Source organism: Pseudomonas sp. 1152_12, assembly GCF_052850675.1.
On sequence record NZ_VXCW01000009.1, the window covers coordinates 26,022 to 41,353 of the forward strand.

Sequence of the window (15,332 nt, forward strand, 5' to 3'; positions counted from 1 at the left end):
CCGATGTCGCTTAAGCACTTTATCCAAATCACCAAACCGGGGATCATTTTCGGTAACGTGCTTTCTGTGGCAGGCGGTTTCTTCCTGGCCTCCAAGGGACATGTCGATCTGGCCATCTTCCTGGCTGCAATGATCGGTACGTCCCTGGTGGTAGCTTCCGGTTGTGTGTTCAACAACTGCATCGACCGCGACATCGATATCAAGATGGAGCGCACCAAGAATCGTGTGCTGGTCCAGGGCCTCATCTCCCTGAAACTGGCACTGATCTACGCGACCGTCCTGGGTGTTGCCGGTGTGGCACTGTTGTACAAGGTGGCCAACCCGTTGGCGGCGCTGTTTGCCGTGATCGGTTTTGTTATCTACGTCGGCCTTTACAGTCTGTACCTCAAGCGCAAGTCGGTTCACGGCACGCTGGTGGGCAGTCTGTCGGGCGCGATGCCGCCGGTGATTGGTTATGTGGCGGTGACTAATAGCTTCGACATGGCCGCGCTGGTGCTGCTGGTGATGTTCAGCCTGTGGCAGATGCCGCACTCCTATGCCATCGCGATCTTCCGCTTCAATGACTACCTGGCTGCGTCGATTCCGGTTCTGCCGGTCAAGCGTGGCATTCAGGTGGCCAAGAAACACATCCTGCTCTACATCCTGGCCTTCCTCGTGGCGACCTTGATGTTGACCTTCAGTGGCTACGCCGGCATGAGCTACCTCGCCGTCGCCGCCGCCATGGGCATGTACTGGTTGTACATGGCCTGGACGGGCTACAAGGCGGTGGATGACACCGTCTGGGCGCGCAAGCTGTTCGTGTTCTCGATCTTCACCATCACCGCGCTCAGCGTGATGATGTCCCTGGATTTCCAAGTGCCCAAAGAGCTGTTGCTGACCTACGCTCACTGAGTGGTTGAGTATTAAAAAAAGCCCCGCCTTCGAAAGAAGCGCGGGGTTTTTTATTGAGTGGCCTTTAAACTATGCGCACATTCTACAAATGCAGGAAGCAACGTAATGAGTAAAAAAGCCGTGATCGTGTTCAGTGGCGGGCAGGATTCGACGACTTGTCTGATCCAAGCATTGCCGTTGTATGACGAAGTGCACTGCATCACCTTTGATTATGGCCAGCGCCATGTGGCGGAAATTGAAGTCGCGCAGAAGCTCGCCAAGCAGCTGGGCGCCACCGTTCACAAAGTCATGGATGTGTCCTTGCTCAACGAGCTGGCCATCAGCAGCCTGACCCGTGACAACATTCCCGTACCGACCGTGGACAGTGCTGGCGGCAGCTTGCCAAGCACCTTTGTGCCAGGCCGCAATATCCTCTTCCTGACATTGGCGTCGATCTACGCCTATCAGGTTAAAGCTCAAAGCGTGATTACCGGCGTGTGCGAAACCGACTTCTCGGGTTACCCCGATTGCCGCGACGAGTTCGTCAAAGCCCTGAACAAGGCGCTTGAGCTGGGCATGGAATACCCATTGCGCCTGGAAACCCCACTGATGTGGCTGAACAAGGCCGAGACGTGGGCGCTCGCCGATTACCACAACCAGCTGGAGCTGATCCGTCACCAGACGCTGACCTGCTACAACGGCATCATCGGCAGTGGCTGCGGTAATTGCGACGCGTGCAACTTGCGTGCACGCGGTTTGAATGAGTATCTGCAGAACAAGGCGCAGGTGATGCAAAGCCTGAAGGGTAAGTTGCAGCTGAGCTAAACCGCTCACTGTGTGGCGAGGGAGCAAGCTCCCTGGCCACAGGTACGGTGTTGCTCCTTAACTGATTTGCATCAGGCAGCGGCGCCGGTGATCCAGCGCTTGAACAACGCGCGCGCACCATAGGCCGGCAAAATATTGAAGAACGCAAAGCCGACTTTGATCGCAATCTGCACGTAGATCATGCTCAGGATGTCACTGGTTTGCATGGCGCCGTAGAAGGCGATGAAGCAAAACAGGAAGCTGTCGATGATGACCGCGAAGAACGTACTGAGGAAAATGCGCAGGTACAAGTATTTGGAATTGGTCAACTCTTTGATCTTGCACAGCAGGTAGGAGTTTATATTCTCCGACACTAGGAAGGACACGGAGGAGGCGACCAATACCGAAGACACTTGAATGATCACGTCGTTATACGGCCCGTCCAGTTTCCACCCTGGCAGCCCCGGCAGGAAGGTCGAGCCATAGAGCAAGATGATGATCATTGCGTTGCTGGCAAACGCAAACAGAATGGCGCGTCTGGCCAACCGCAAGCCGAATTGCTCGTTGAGCAAGTCCACGATCAAAAAGGTCAGCGGGTATAGAAACGTGCCCGGCGTGACGATGATGCCCAGCGATTCGAGGTAGAGAGGCTTGGTCGCGGCAATACTGGTGAAGATGTAAAACGTGAACAGCAGCAAATTCAGGATGATGTAAATCATCCAGGAGTTTTCGTTGCGGTCGTTTATGTCGTAGGCGGTGAGTGCCCCTCCTTGTGAATAAAACTTCTTGTACATGTTCTTAACTTCCATTTTGTTGAGGTCGTCCATTATTTCGCTGTTGAGTACTTCGCTCAGTTTCAGCTTGATGACCTTGCCCGTGGCGATCACCATGATCACGGCCAGGTGCTTGTCATTTTCAAAGCCCAGCAGCTTGTATTTGCTGTTTTCGATACCTGTTTCAAGCGTTGTCATTGAAGCGCTCCTCAATGATATCGCCGACCACGCACAGGCGATCTGAGTGAGCACAGGCTTCGAGGGTAATCAGCATGCGTTTGGTGACCCGGTCATACACCAGCTTTTCTTTGCCGTCGCTGGAAGAGCCTTTTTGCACAATCAACACATCGCCAGGCTCATTAATGCCGGGGATTGCATGTTCCAGGCGCACCGCAATCAGGTTGCGCGAGGTGCCGAAGTAGTAGGTCAGCGGGTACAACGTCGCCAATTCGCCAATGCGCTTATCCAGGTTCTGTATAACCAGGCTTTCCTTGAGGATCGGCACGGCCGCCGGGTTCATGTTGCCCTGTGGGGAAATACTGCTCTCGATGATTTCCTTGGCTTCAAAATCGAGAGTTTCAATTTCGTCGTAAGAGACACCGAAGAAATCCGAAATCTTGCGGAGGGTGGACTGCTGGACGTTGACGACCTTGCCTTCCAGGATGTTGTAGATGGTGGTCCTGGTCAGGCCGGCGGCGCTGCATAACGACAACTGCGTTTCACCGCGACTTTTAATCAAGTACTTGATGTTGCTCTTCAAGTGCTCGGTTTTTTCCCGTCTGTGTATCACGTGTTCACCACTTCCTTTTAGTCATAGCCGTCCTTGTGCGCGGCGCTTGCGGCGTCGCGGCGGCGGGAGTGTTGCATGCGTGGGCCCCAATAATAAAGTCCCGGATGCGCTGCTCCGGTGCTTCTGCGATCCTTTGAGCGCGCAAGAAAGAACATTTAATTTGGAAAATGTTTAATTTATTGTTCAACTTCCTGTTTAATAAAATCCCTCGGTTCAGGACGGACCGACACGCAACGCCCAGGAAGGGACCCGCACTCATGGCAGTCAATAGCTCACAACTCAAAGATCAGGCCGACCTACTGCGTCGTGGCTTGGCGGATCTACACGCTGAAGATTTTGAGCTGGCGAGCCTGCTCGACGCCGAAGTCTCGCGTCAGCACCGTACGCTCTCTCTGGTTTCATCCTCCTGCGCGGTCAAACCACGAACCTTGGTGGCCTGCGCCTCGGCACTGGTCAATGTGAGCGCCGAAGGTATGCCTGGTAAACGCCAGCGTGCCGGTTGCGAGAACGTCGATCTGGTCGAAGCCCTGGCCATTCGACGCGCACGGGAACTGTTCGACGCCCACTATGCCAGCGTGCAGTCGCACTCGGCGTCCAACGCGATTGCCCAAGTGCTCTCGGCGCTGCTTGAGCCTGGCGATACATTGCTCGGCATGGCCCATGACCACGGCGGTGATCTAACGCTTGGCAGTCCGGCTGTCTTCACCGGGGCCTATTACAAGGCCATCCGCTACGGCACCACCGCCGAGGGCCTGATCGATTACGCGCAGGTGCGCAGCCTGGCCCTCGCACATCGCCCACGTATCATTATTTGCGGTGCGTCGGCTTACTCTCGGGTGGTGGACTTCGAGCGGTTTCGCGCGATTGCTGACGAGGCAGGCGCGATCTTGTTGGCGGACATTTCCCATATCGCCGGGCTGGTGGTGACGGGTCGCCACCCGAACCCGATCAACGCCGCCCACGTCACCGTCACCTGTACCCACAAGCAACTCGGTGGCCCTCGCGGCGGGCTGATTCTGTCTGGCCGCGACGCCAACACCAAGGTTCTCGGCTTGCGCTCCACCTTCAGTCGCGTGCTCGATCAGGCCGTATTCCCGCGCATGCAGGGCGCGCCGGCGGTCAACCTGATCGCGGCCAAGGCCGCCGCGTTGGGCTACGCGAAATCGCCGGAATTCGACGCCTGCATGGGGCGGGTGCGTACGCTGGCCGATGCTGTGGCTGGCGCGTTCCAGGCCCACGGTTACGAGGTGGTCGGTGGGCGCAGCGACAACCATACGGTGTTGATCCGGCTGCAGGGCGCGATGACCGGTGCCATCGCCGAATCGGCGCTGGAGCGTTGCGCCATTGTCGTGAACAAACACCGCGTACCGGGCGAAACGCGCTCGTCGTGGGTGACCAGCGGGGTGTGTATCGGCACCGGTTCCCTGGCGCAACGCAGGCTCGACCGCGAAGGCTGCCGGCGAGTTATCGAGCTGGTTTGCCGTGTGCTGGACAGCGTGACGCCGTTGGGTGAGCAGGACTACCGGCTTGAGCCTGTGGTGTGTGAGCAGGTGCGCAGCGAAGTGGAAGCCTTGTGCGCGCGCTATCCCATTGCTGACTACCTGGAGGGTTAATCCCCAGTGCTGGGTTAAATCCGCTGAGACGTTCCTCGTCATACTTCCTTGTACGCACTGTGCGAATCGATCACCCGTCTACAAGGAGTAGTCCCCCAGGATCAGCGTAAGTCGTCGGTCCCTTCTCTCCCTCGGTGCAGCCCTGCCGGTGCTGGCGCGGCTGGCTGTGTTCGGCGGTGACAACGTGCCGGCAGCCGTCTCCTTGCTCGGCCCCGCGCGAGCCTGCTAGGCATCAAGCGGCTGCCACAGCGCAAGGCGCTCAACGCCCAGTTGCGTGATGAGACCGTAGCGTGGTTGAAGGGCGCGGGTTAGCCAGCTCCCACCTTTAGTTCATCGGTATTACTGCTGCGCAATGCTGTATCCATCAAACGCCGTCTGCTGCTGCAGTGCAGTGATCACACTCTTGCGGCTCAGCGGCTGCTCGGCGCCGGAGTTATCCACAAAACTTTCGACCTCAAGCTCCGCTTCATCGCCTTCGCCCACAAAGCTGAAGCCCAGGAACTCGAACGCCTCACGGTCAACGCTCAGCTTGGAGCGCGGCGTGCGCAGCGGCAGGGTGACGCTGATGCCATCCTTGCTGATCACAAACACTTCGGCTTCTTTCTTCGGCCGTGCGGCTTTGCCCTTGCCGGCGCTTGGGTTGCTGATCGCCTGGTGAGACTGGTTCAGCACTTTGAGGGCCAGGCCGTAGACCAGTTCCTGAAACTCCGGGTCGTCCTTGAAGCTGGACAGGATGCGGCTGATCGAGAATTTGCTGCTGAGGTCTTCCAAGGCGATGTTATCGGCCGCCTCGGCGTCTTTGAGTTGCTTGAGCTGACCCATCAGGTCGTAGGCCTTGTCGTCGTCGAAGGCGTCGTGGGCCTGGCGGATAGCTACGCGCAGCTCGCGGATCTGGTCGCTTTCCTTGGAGGTGTGGAACGCGTCCAGCACCATCTCGCTGATGATCTTGGCCGCAGGCACATGCTGTGAAAGATTGATGGCGTTTTCGTATTCAGCTTTGGATTGCAGGGCTGCTACGGATTCTTCTTGGGCTGATTGTTCGGTGTAAGAATCGGACATTGAAATTTCACTACGTCAGTAAACGGGACAAAAAAGCGTCGCGCATTTTCAGTGGCTGGGGAGATCAGGTCAAGGCAGCACAACGCCCTTGTCGCGGCGCAAGGCCGTCAGCGCCCGCTGCAGCCGCACGGCGCGCCCGCAGAACAGACCAACGGTAAACCCCGACACTCCGCCCACCGCTACCAGCATCTGCGGCGTGCTCAAAAACAGCGGATGCACCGCCTGTTGGTAGCCGAAGTAGTATTTGACCACGAAGAACAACTGCGAGATCAGCAGGGGTTTCCACGTGCCCGGCAACACCAGGGTTTCGCCATTGGCATCGAGCCGCGCGCCGTCGGCGTTGAACAGCAGCATGCCCAGCAGGCTGCCCACCAATGCACCGCAAACCCAGGCGCCGCTCGACAGGATCGAAGGCGCCAGCGACATCAGCGACCACACCACCAGCACCACCGGCAGAATCATCAACGAGCGACGATTCTCACGCCCGACCAGGCAGGCCTTGATGCCGTAGTAACAAATCCACAGGTAAACGGCGTACACCCAGAGGGGCGTGCCTTGGAGGATATCGAGCATGGGGGCTTCCGTGCAGTGTGGGTAGGCGGTGGATAGTCGTTGAGGCTCCCTGGGTTTGTCCATCGATTTGCCCCTGACCCACATCAACACCCCGCGCCGCGAAATCCGTTACAACACCAAGGCCTGATGAACCCATAAAAACGACGACCTACCTGCGCCGCGCAGACCACAGCGGCCAGGTGATTAAAGGATTAATTTCATGGCCTTTTCCCTGTCCCGCCTAGCTTTGCTGGGGGCGACGCTCTGTCTGGCGCTACCCCTGCACGCCACTGCCACCGAAGTGGAACACGGCAAGTACGTTGCACAACTGGGCGACTGCATCGCCTGCCACACCGCCAAGCAAGGCAAGGTGATGGCCGGCGGGCTGGAGTTGAGCACGCCGATGGGCACGATCTATTCGAGCAACATCACACCGGACCGGGAGACGGGTATCGGCAGCTACACCTTCGAGCAGTTCGACAAGGTGATGCGCGAAGGCGTGACGCCCACAGGCATGAATCTTTACCCCGCCATGCCGTATCCGTCCTACGCCAAAATGAGCGAGGAGGACATGCACGCCTTGTACGCCTACCTGATGCAAGGCGTAGAACCCGTGCAACAGGCCAACCTTGAGGCGGACATGGGCTTCCCGTTCAATCAACGCTGGGGCCTGGCGCTGTGGAATTTTGTCTTTCTCGACAAACAGCCGTTCCAGCCCGACCCGGGCCGTAACGAGGTGCTCAACCGTGGCGCCTACCTGGTCCAGGGCCTTGGCCACTGCGGCTCCTGTCACACGCCACGCGGCATCGCCTTCCAGGAAAAAGCCATGAGTGATGACGGTCGCAGCGGCCAGCATTACCTGGCCGGCGAAACCGTCGAACACTGGCGTGCCTTGAGCCTGCGTAACCTGTGGACCGTGGAAGACACCGTGCAACTGCTCAAAACTGGGCAAAACCGCTTCGCCACGGTGGCGGGTAACATGGCCGATGTGATTCACCACAGCACTCAGCACTTCAGTGACTACGACCTCACGGCCATCGCCAGCTACCTCAAAGCCCTGCCGCCAGGTAAAGACGATCTGCCGATGCCGTCGGTAGCCCGCACGCCTGCCGCGCCGCCAGCCGACCTGTACACCAGCCGTGGCGGCCTGGGGTATATGCAGTTTTGCAGCGACTGCCACCGCAGTGACGGCGGCGGTGTGAAGGGCTTGTTCCCACCGCTGGCTGGCAACCCGAGCATCGCCGCCAGCAACCCAACTTCGCTGCTGCATATTACTCTGACCGGCTGGGAGACCGCACAAACCGCCACCCATCCACGGGTCTATACCATGCCTGGGTTCAGCCGGTTGGCGGATCAGGAAATCGCCGAGATCCTGAGCTTCGTGCGGACCCGTTGGGGCAACGAGGGCACGCCGATCAGCGCCGCCCAAGTGAAAACAATGCGTGACCAACTCAACCCCACCACCACTGATTCGTCGGCCTTCGAAACCCCTCGCCTGGCCGACTTGCTCGCTGCACCGAATGCCGACCAAGTGGTTCGCGGCATGCGTCTGCACTTGCAGACCAAGGCGCTGCTGCCGGATAACGTCGGCAACTCGCTCAACTGCACCAGTTGCCATCTCAACGCTGGCACTGTGGCGGATGGTTCGCCGTTTGTGGGCGTGTCGGCGTTCTTCCCCAGCTATGCGCCGCGCGCCGGCAAGGTGGTCACGTTGGAGGAGCGTATCAACGGTTGTTTCCGTCGCTCCATGAACGGCAAACCACTGTCGCCACAATCAGCGGATATGCAGGCGATGGTCGCGTACTTCGACTGGATGAAAAACAACACCCGCCCCGAAGACAAAGTGGCCGGGCGCGGTGTGGGCAAGATCGACCCGTCGATCAAGCCGGACCTTGAGAACGGCAAGCAGGTGTATGCCAAGCAATGCGCGGTGTGCCACGGCGTCAACGGCGAAGGCCTGGCGCGTGCCGACGGCGAGCGGGTGTACCCGCCGTTGTGGGGCGAGCAGTCGTTCAACATCGGCGCTGGCATGGCGCGGCCCTACACAGCGGCGGCGTTCGTCAAACGCAACATGCCGATCGGCTTCCACGAGAAATTCCCTTTGGGGCAGGGCGGCTTGTCGGACCAGGAAGCGGTGGACGTGGCGGCGTATTTCTCCGGCCAACCTCGCCCGGATTTCCCGGACAAGGTCAAAGACTGGCCCAACGGCGGTAAGCCTGTCGATGCACGCTATTAAGTCAGCTGTTTGAGGCAGGCCTCAAGAATATCCAGGCCTTCTTCCAGCACCGCGGGCTCGGTGGTCAGCGGTGCCAGCAGCCGAATAATGTGTCGCGACTTGCCGCTCGGCATCAGCAGCAAACCGGCGTCCCGTGCCAGGCTCAGCAGTTGGGTCAATTGCTTGGACGCCGGCGAGCCGTCGGCGTTAGCCAGTTCGATGCCACGCATGGCGCCCACACCGGTCAGGCGCCCCAGATAGGGCACACCTTGCGCACGCCATTGTTCATAACGGCTGACGATGGCTTCTTCCTGTTGTGAACCCCAGGCTTTCAGGTGTTCATCCGTCATTGCATCCAGCGTGGCCAATGCGGCCGCGCAAGCAATCGGGTTGCCGGAGTAGGTGCCGCCCAGGCCGCCTTTGGGCAGGTTGTCGAGCAAGGCTTTGCGCCCGACTACCGCGCCCAATGGCACGCCACCGGCGATGCTCTTGCCGAGCAGGATCAAGTCCGGCTCGATGCCCAGGCGCGAGAAGGCGAAACGCTGGCCGGTACGCCCGAAGCCGGACTGAATTTCGTCAGCAATCAGCAGGATGTTTTTCTCATCGCAGAAACGTCGCAGGGCGTGGGCGAACTCAATGTTAAGGGCGAGGAAACCGCCTTCGCCCTGCACCGGCTCGATGATGAAACAGGCCACGTCCTCGACGTCGATTTCCACGCTGAACAGACGCTCCATCGCTTTGAGGGCTTCGCTACAGGTCACGCCGTTATCGGCGCTGGGGTAGGGCAGGTGATACACAGGCCCAGGCAGTACGCCGACTTTTTGCTTGTAGGGCGCCACCTTGCCATTAAGGTTGAGTGTGGCCAGGGTGCGGCCGTGAAAGGCGCCGTCAAAGGCGATCACCACCGTGCGGCCAGTCGCCCCGCGCACGATCTTCAAGGCGTTTTCTGCGGCCTCCGCGCCACTGTTGGTGAGCATGCCGCTCACCGGGTAATCCACCGGTATAAACGCGGTAAGACGCTCCATCAATTCGATATAGGGCGCATGGGGCGCGGCGTTGAACGCGTAGTGGGTCAGCTTGGTCGCCTGTTGTTGAATCGCCTCGACCACGCCCGGGTGGCAATGCCCGAGGTTGAGTACTCCGATGCCGCCGACAAAATCGATGTAGCGCTTGCCCATGGTGTCCCAGACCTCGGCGTTTTTGCCGTGGCTGAGGCTGATGGGGTGGACGATGGAAATCGACTGGCTGATGGTTTCGCGGCTCATGAATCTTTGACTCGGCAATGGCGGGCGTCTTTTTATCTAAGCCGTGCGCCCGGCCTTGCCGCAAACGAAATAAAGTCGCCGGGTCATTATTAAAAGTCGGGATGTGCGTTTAAGTAGTCGACCATCCAACTGAGGAACGCCTTCACTTTGGGGATCTCACCCGCATGTTCGGCATGCGCGATAAAGTGCGCGCCAGCGCTGGGCATTGTGTAATCCCAAGGGATCATCAAGCTCCCGCTGGCCAATTCGTCGGCGACCAAGTACTGCGGCACCAACGCCACGCCATAGCCCGATTGCGCCGCGCGAATGCACATGTAGAACGTGTCGAATCGCGGCCCGTGGTAGCTGTTCTGCGAATGCAGCCCTTGTTCCAGAAACCACTCGTGCCAGGCTTGCGGACGTGAAGTGCATTGCAGCAAGGTGTGGCGCGACGAAGCATCGCTGCCCTCGGCGACAAATCCTGGCGCGCAGACCGGCACCACGGCTTCGCGAAACAACTCGATGCACGTCGCCCCTGGCCACGAGCCCTGGCCGAAGAAAAACGCAATATCAGCCTTGGCCTGTAACACATCGAAGGGCTCAAGTTCGTTGCGTACCTCCAGGTGAATGTTCGGATGCTTGGCCGCAAAGTCCTTAAGCTTGGGCACCAGCCAGCGGTCGCCGAACGTCGGCTGAGTGGCGATGCGCAGTACTTCAGTCTCGCCACCATAACTGAGGATATAGCGGCTGGAGATGTCCACCTGAGTGAGGATCTTGTGGACCTCGGCCAAATACAACGAGCCCGCTGGCGACAGGTACAAGCGTTGGCGCACCCGTTCGAACAGGTTGTGGCACAGCATCTCTTCGAGCTGCGCAACCTGCTTGCTCACCGCGCTCTGGGTCAGGTGCAGCTCTTGGGCGGCGCGAGTGAAACTCAGGTGGCGGGCGGCGGCCTCGAAGCACTGCAGGGCGGTCATTGAAGGGGTCAAGCGTTTTGAAATCATGCAGTTCATTCCAAATCGGAAGGAGCCTTTGCCTAAAGGTCGTTTGTGGCAGGGGAGTAAAGCCGTCAATACTGCGCGGCAACACTATAAACTGGCGCAGGCTGTGCGGCGCCGAATAATAAAAAACGACAGGGAGTGCCTCGCATGAACAACCTCAGAACCCTCATCGCCGCTACGGCTGTGGCCTTGGCCGGCAGCGCCCACGCGGGCGTGACCCTGGATGCGATCCAGAAAAAAGGCTTTATCCAGTGCGGCGTCAGCGACGGCCTGCCGGGCTTTGGCGTACCGGACAGCGCGGGCAAGATGACCGGCATTGACGTAGACGTGTGCCACGCCGTCGCCGCTGCGGTATTTGGCGATGCCTCCAAAGTGAAGTTCAGCCAGTTGACCGCCAAGGAGCGTTTCACCGCGCTGCAATCGGGCGAAATCGACCTGATCTCACGCAACACTACGTGGACCAGCTCCCGCGATTCGGGGATGGGCCTGGTGTTTACCGGCGTGACCTATTACGACGGCATCGGATTTCTGGTGAACAACAAGTTGGGCGTGACCGCTGCCAAGCAACTGGATGGCGCAACTATTTGCATTCAGGCCGGCACCACCACCGAACTCAACGTTTCCGATTACTTTCGCACCCACGGCATGAAGTACACGCCGATCACCTTTGACACCGCCGACGAAAGCGCGAAGGGCCTCGAAGCCGGGCGTTGCGATGTGCTCACCACTGACCAGTCGGGCCTGTACGCCCAGCGTATCAAGATGGCGCACCCGGATGAGTTTGTGGTGTTGCCGGAAGTGATCTCCAAAGAGCCGCTTGGGCCGCTGGTACGCAAGGGCGACGATGAATGGTTCAGCATCGTCAAATGGACGCTGTTTGCCATGCTTAATGCCGAGGAAATGGGTATCACCTCGCAGAACGTCGAAGAGCAGGCCAAGTCCACCAAGAACCCCGAGGTTGCACGGTTGCTCGGTGCCGATGGCGATTACGGCAAAGACTTGAAACTGCGCAAGGACTGGGTGGTGCAGATCGTCAAGCAGGTGGGCAACTATGACGAAGTGTTCGAACGCAATATCGGCCAGGGCAGCGTGTTGAAGATCAAGCGCGGGCTCAATGCGTTGTGGAGCAACGGCGGTATTCAGTACGCGCCACCGGTTCGCTGAGCGGGCAGAGCCGGTGTGAGCGCTGTATCTACTCCGACACCACATCCTTCCCCGCCGCTTTGGACCGATACAACGCTTGATCGGCGCGTGCCATCAAGGCGGCAGGGCATTCCCCCATACGGCGTTCCACCACACCCAGGCTCAGAGTCACCTTGAAGTCGCCTACGGCGGGTATCTCGGTGGTCTTGTGCCGAACCCGTTCGGCCAGTTGCTTGGCGGTATCCAAGGTGCTTTTGGGCAGGATCAGCATAAATTCATCACCGCCCCAGCGGGCCAGTAAATCGCCGGGGCGTACGCAAGCCTCCAAGCCTTGCACCACCCGCACCAGCGTGTTGTCGCCTATGCCGTGACCATGTTGGTCGTTGATCGGCTTGAAGTCATCGATATCCATGGCCACCAGTGCCAGTGGCAAGCGGAAGCGCTCGGCACGCTCGCATTCCTCCAGGAGTACTTTCTCCAGGCGATAACGGTTGGCGATACGCGTCAGGGCGTCCTGTTCGGCCAGGGAGCGGTTCTCGTCCAACTGCAATTGCAGCTGCTGATTGACCCGCGACAATTCACGGGTGCGTTCGGCCACCAGTGCTTCCAGCGACTGGTTTCGCTTCTGGAGCTGTTCGAGGGAGTTTTTGCGTGAATGAATATCACGGTGCGCGCCGACCATGCGCGCCACTGAGCCGTCGGGGTTGCGGGCAATGACGTAGCCACGGTCTTCGATCCACAGGTAGGTGCCGTCTTGTTTTCGGCAGCGATACTCGGCCTGGTAATGGGGCGCACGTTGGCTGATGTAGTCATCAAACACGGCCATCACGCTGGGGTAATCTTCGGCGTGGATCACGTTCTCCCAGGTGAACACAGTGTTCTCCAGAGAGTGGCGGGGGTAGCCCAGCATTTCGTACCAGCCAGGGTTGCGGTAGACGAAGCCGGTATTGGCGTTCCAGTCCCAAATGCCGTCGCTGACCAGTTCCATGACGGCATGCAACATGTCGGCGTTGAATTCGGCAAAGTCACGGTGAGCCGATTTATAGCCGGAGTTATCGTCCATCTTTGCGCTTCCCTGCGTGTGCTGGCTTGCAAGGCCAGTCTTTGTTGACGCCGATACTCCGTGGCTGGCGCTACTGTACATCGGGGATTGCGCGGTTTAAATAGGGCGGGTGCGCTGCTCTAATGGTGCGGCTATGAGCTATCACACCAATCGAAGCAAATTGAGTGTGGGACCCGACAAGCTGGCTCCCACATTTAATCTCGGTGTGTGGCTTACTGCGGCGCCAGCATCTGCGTCCGAGGTTTCCCATCTGCGTTGTGCTGGTAGATCGCTTCAGGTTGGCCCTGATCTTTGAAAAATACCTGGCCGATCCCGGCTGAATTCCAGAGCCGTTCACCGGCTTGCGCATGTTCCGGAATATGCGGCACCACCTGCATGGTGCGGCGACGGGTGAACCAGTTGAGCGGCGAGCGCGGCGAGTAGAGCCAGCGATTCAGGCGGTCGAACCATTCCAGCAAGCGCGGCGGGAATTCGTTCTTGATGCCGCTGCTGGTGATCTGCCAGAGCCGGGGGCCAGCGTTGCGGTGGCGGATCAGCACTTCGTAGACGAATGAATAATGCACGTCGCCTGAGAGAATCACGTAGTTACCCGGCGTGCGCGAGTGGCGGAAGATGTTGAGGATCACCTGGGCCGCACCGCGATGGGCCATCCAGTTTTCGGCGTCCACCAGCAGCGGGTAGCCGCACCAACTGAACACTTTTTGTACGGTCTCGATCAGCTTGACGCCAAAGATCGGCGCAGGTGAAACGATGATGGCCGACGGGTGGTCCAGCAGTGCCTGTTGCAGCTCGCTCAAGGCTTCCCAGTCCATCAGGCCGGAGGGTTGCTTGAGCGTGAACTCGCTGCGCCAGCGCCGAGTTCGGGTGTCGAGCACCACCAGCGCAGGCGTGGTGGGCAGCACGTAATGCCAGTGCTGGAATTTCAGCAGCGCTTCCAGCAGCTCATCGTGTGCGCTGGCCTGCAGGTGGTGGTCTGTCGCCTGGGCAGTCAGCGCCTGGGTTTGACTCAACAGCTCGCTAAACACATTCGGTTGGTTACCCCAGCCCTGGCACAGCAGGTAAGCAAGCAAGGCATTGCCGATGATGCGTTTGGAGAACGGGTGGTCGTAGGCGGTTTCTTCCCACTGGGCGCTGAGGTTCCAGTCATCGGTGATGTCGTGATCGTCGAAGATCATCAGCGTCGAGAGGTGGGCGAAGACCCGCGCGACGCCCGGCAGGCCGTCACGGAATTGCTCAATGTGCACCTGCTCACGGGCATAGCGCTGCTGTTGCGCTTCGCTCAGTTGCGGTGGTTGCGGCGCGATCAGCGTCCAGGGCGTGGGCGACCACGCGAGCAAGTACATTGCGATCACTTCGGCAAAGGTCACCAAGTGGTTGTCGGCGGTACTGCTGGTGAAAATCGGTTTCTTCACCCCACCAAAAAAGCGCTCGCGCAGCGTCTCGTTGCTGTTCAGCGCCGGGAGCAGGTCGGCGCGACGGTAATAGCTGGCGCGATGCCCGTAGAGGCTGGCGCTGTTATCCACCACCGCGCCTTCGAGGTATTCGTCAAACAGCCCCAAGCGCGCGATCAGTGCATGAATCGCTCGCAGCATTGGGCCGGCGACATCGTCGGCGTAGATCTGGTCACCACTCATCATCAGCAGAGCTGGGCGTTGGCCCGGCGTGTGTGCCTCGGCCAGTAGGCGGTCGACGCACAGTAAGCCTTCGTCGGCGCGATGGTGCGGTTTGCGGCATGAGCCGTGTACTAACTGGTGGATGCGGCTGTGCAATACAAAATTCGGGTGTTGGCCTTCGGCATACAACAGGTGTGGCGCCCATTCGGCGATGCCGACGTTGTCGATCAGCAGGTCATAGCCAATCACCACGTCCAACGGCAGGGCTTCGTCCAGCGGCACGTCGATCAAGTGGATGAAGGCATGACGCCCCACCGGCACCACCTGGCACTGGCCCTTATCCAACGGGATATCTCGCGTGTGCTCGTCAACGTGCAGCCGCAGGGTTGGCGACAGCTCGCGGCTTCCCACCAGCCACACCACCAGGCGCCGGGGTTCCAGTCGGCGCAGCAGCGGTCCAGCAAGAACGGCGGGCAGTGTGCCTGCTTGAAGCATAGGGATGACGACTCTGTGCAAGTAGGGTCCGCAGATTAACCCAGTGGATGTCAGTGTTTTGTTAAGTAAAAATGCGCTGTGACTACGCCCTGAACTT

General features: G+C 59.2%; 13 protein-coding genes and 1 pseudogene. 6 read left to right on the plus strand and 8 right to left on the minus strand.

The window, feature by feature from the left end; translation table 11 throughout:
• Nucleotides 1–3: 3 nt before the first annotated feature.
• Both cyoE and queC read left to right on the plus strand, forming a co-directional pair.
• Complete coding sequence (gene cyoE, locus FW764_RS17810) at nucleotides 4–891, plus strand: heme o synthase (protein ID WP_014719864.1); 888 nt, start codon at nucleotides 4–6, stop codon at nucleotides 889–891.
• A gap of 105 nt (nucleotides 892–996) precedes the next feature.
• Nucleotides 997–1,695 carry a 7-cyano-7-deazaguanine synthase QueC gene (queC, locus tag FW764_RS17815; RefSeq protein WP_446434996.1) on the plus strand — a complete coding sequence of 233 codons (699 nt, stop codon included), beginning with the start codon at nucleotides 997–999 and terminating at the stop codon, nucleotides 1,693–1,695.
• Between the two features lie 71 nt (nucleotides 1,696–1,766).
• On the opposite strand, the gene FW764_RS17820 is transcribed toward queC, so the two are convergent.
• Both FW764_RS17820 and FW764_RS17825 read right to left on the minus strand, forming a co-directional pair.
• Complete coding sequence (locus tag FW764_RS17820) at nucleotides 1,767–2,645, minus strand: queuosine precursor transporter (protein ID WP_446434997.1); 879 nt, start codon at nucleotides 2,643–2,645, stop codon at nucleotides 1,767–1,769.
• Nucleotides 2,632–3,237, minus strand: coding sequence for a helix-turn-helix transcriptional regulator (locus FW764_RS17825; protein WP_446434998.1), 606 nt, complete (start codon nucleotides 3,235–3,237; stop codon nucleotides 2,632–2,634). The genes FW764_RS17820 and FW764_RS17825 overlap by 14 nt, the downstream gene beginning before the upstream one ends.
• 257 nt (nucleotides 3,238–3,494) lie before the next feature.
• Here FW764_RS17825 and FW764_RS17830 point away from each other — a divergent pair, with 257 nt between their 5' ends.
• Both FW764_RS17830 and FW764_RS17835 read left to right on the plus strand, forming a co-directional pair.
• Nucleotides 3,495–4,850 carry a serine hydroxymethyltransferase gene (locus FW764_RS17830; RefSeq protein WP_446434999.1) on the plus strand — a complete coding sequence of 452 codons (1,356 nt, stop codon included), beginning with the start codon at nucleotides 3,495–3,497 and terminating at the stop codon, nucleotides 4,848–4,850.
• Nucleotides 4,851–4,998: 148 nt separating this feature from the next.
• Nucleotides 4,999–5,159, plus strand: a pseudogene (locus tag FW764_RS17835) (aminotransferase); the annotation flags it as partial.
• A gap of 30 nt (nucleotides 5,160–5,189) precedes the next feature.
• On the opposite strand, the gene FW764_RS17840 reads toward FW764_RS17835, so the two are convergent.
• Together FW764_RS17840 and FW764_RS17845 are read right to left on the minus strand one after the other, a co-directional pair.
• Complete coding sequence (locus tag FW764_RS17840) at nucleotides 5,190–5,909, minus strand: hypothetical protein (protein WP_446435000.1); 720 nt, start codon at nucleotides 5,907–5,909, stop codon at nucleotides 5,190–5,192.
• Nucleotides 5,910–5,978: 69 nt separating this feature from the next.
• The gene (locus tag FW764_RS17845; RefSeq protein ID WP_446435001.1) at nucleotides 5,979–6,482 is read right to left on the minus strand and encodes a DUF6622 family protein; all 504 of its coding nucleotides are present in this window, start codon (nucleotides 6,480–6,482) and stop codon (nucleotides 5,979–5,981) included.
• A gap of 199 nt (nucleotides 6,483–6,681) precedes the next feature.
• Here FW764_RS17845 and FW764_RS17850 point away from each other — a divergent pair, with 199 nt between their 5' ends.
• Entirely contained in the window at nucleotides 6,682–8,697 is a 2,016-nt protein-coding gene (locus FW764_RS17850; protein ID WP_446435002.1) for a c-type cytochrome, read from the plus strand.
• Here the strand turns inward: FW764_RS17850 and FW764_RS17855 are convergent.
• Complete coding sequence (locus FW764_RS17855; RefSeq protein ID WP_446435003.1) at nucleotides 8,694–9,941, minus strand: 2-aminoadipate transaminase; 1,248 nt, start codon at nucleotides 9,939–9,941, stop codon at nucleotides 8,694–8,696. The two genes, FW764_RS17850 and FW764_RS17855, sit on opposite strands and share 4 nt — an antisense overlap.
• An 89-nt stretch (nucleotides 9,942–10,030) precedes the next feature.
• On the minus strand, nucleotides 10,031–10,924 hold the full coding sequence (locus FW764_RS17860; protein WP_446435004.1) for a LysR substrate-binding domain-containing protein: 894 nt from the start codon (nucleotides 10,922–10,924) through the stop codon (nucleotides 10,031–10,033).
• Between the two features lie 144 nt (nucleotides 10,925–11,068).
• Here FW764_RS17860 and FW764_RS17865 point away from each other — a divergent pair, with 144 nt between their 5' ends.
• Nucleotides 11,069–12,085, plus strand: a complete 1,017-nt coding sequence (locus tag FW764_RS17865; protein ID WP_446435005.1) for an amino acid ABC transporter substrate-binding protein — start codon at nucleotides 11,069–11,071, stop codon at nucleotides 12,083–12,085.
• Nucleotides 12,086–12,113: 28 nt separating this feature from the next.
• On the opposite strand, the gene FW764_RS17870 is transcribed toward FW764_RS17865, so the two are convergent.
• Nucleotides 12,114–13,127 (minus strand): diguanylate cyclase domain-containing protein, encoded by a 1,014-nt coding sequence (locus tag FW764_RS17870; protein ID WP_446435006.1) that lies wholly within the window; start codon nucleotides 13,125–13,127, stop codon nucleotides 12,114–12,116.
• A 212-nt stretch (nucleotides 13,128–13,339) separates the two neighbouring features.
• The gene (locus FW764_RS17875) at nucleotides 13,340–15,235 is read right to left on the minus strand and encodes an alkaline phosphatase D family protein (RefSeq protein ID WP_446435007.1); all 1,896 of its coding nucleotides are present in this window, start codon (nucleotides 15,233–15,235) and stop codon (nucleotides 13,340–13,342) included.
• Between the last annotated feature and the right edge of the window lie 97 nt (nucleotides 15,236–15,332).

Coding starts and splice junctions, on each gene's coding strand:
- FW764_RS17845 (WP_446435001.1), bottom strand. CDS start 6,482: ATGCTCGATATCCTCCAAGGCACGCCCCTCTGGGTGTACGCCGTTTAC.
- FW764_RS17820 (WP_446434997.1), bottom strand. CDS start 2,645: ATGACAACGCTTGAAACAGGTATCGAAAACAGCAAATACAAGCTGCTG.
- FW764_RS17865 (WP_446435005.1), top strand. CDS start 11,069: ATGAACAACCTCAGAACCCTCATCGCCGCTACGGCTGTGGCCTTGGCC.
- FW764_RS17840 (WP_446435000.1), bottom strand. CDS start 5,909: ATGTCCGATTCTTACACCGAACAATCAGCCCAAGAAGAATCCGTAGCA.
- FW764_RS17830 (WP_446434999.1), top strand. CDS start 3,495: ATGGCAGTCAATAGCTCACAACTCAAAGATCAGGCCGACCTACTGCGT.
- FW764_RS17875 (WP_446435007.1), bottom strand. CDS start 15,235: ATGCTTCAAGCAGGCACACTGCCCGCCGTTCTTGCTGGACCGCTGCTG.
- FW764_RS17855 (WP_446435003.1), bottom strand. CDS start 9,941: ATGAGCCGCGAAACCATCAGCCAGTCGATTTCCATCGTCCACCCCATC.
- queC (WP_446434996.1), top strand. CDS start 997: ATGAGTAAAAAAGCCGTGATCGTGTTCAGTGGCGGGCAGGATTCGACG.
- FW764_RS17850 (WP_446435002.1), top strand. CDS start 6,682: ATGGCCTTTTCCCTGTCCCGCCTAGCTTTGCTGGGGGCGACGCTCTGT.
- FW764_RS17860 (WP_446435004.1), bottom strand. CDS start 10,924: ATGATTTCAAAACGCTTGACCCCTTCAATGACCGCCCTGCAGTGCTTC.
- cyoE (WP_014719864.1), top strand. CDS start 4: ATGTCGCTTAAGCACTTTATCCAAATCACCAAACCGGGGATCATTTTC.
- FW764_RS17870 (WP_446435006.1), bottom strand. CDS start 13,127: ATGGACGATAACTCCGGCTATAAATCGGCTCACCGTGACTTTGCCGAA.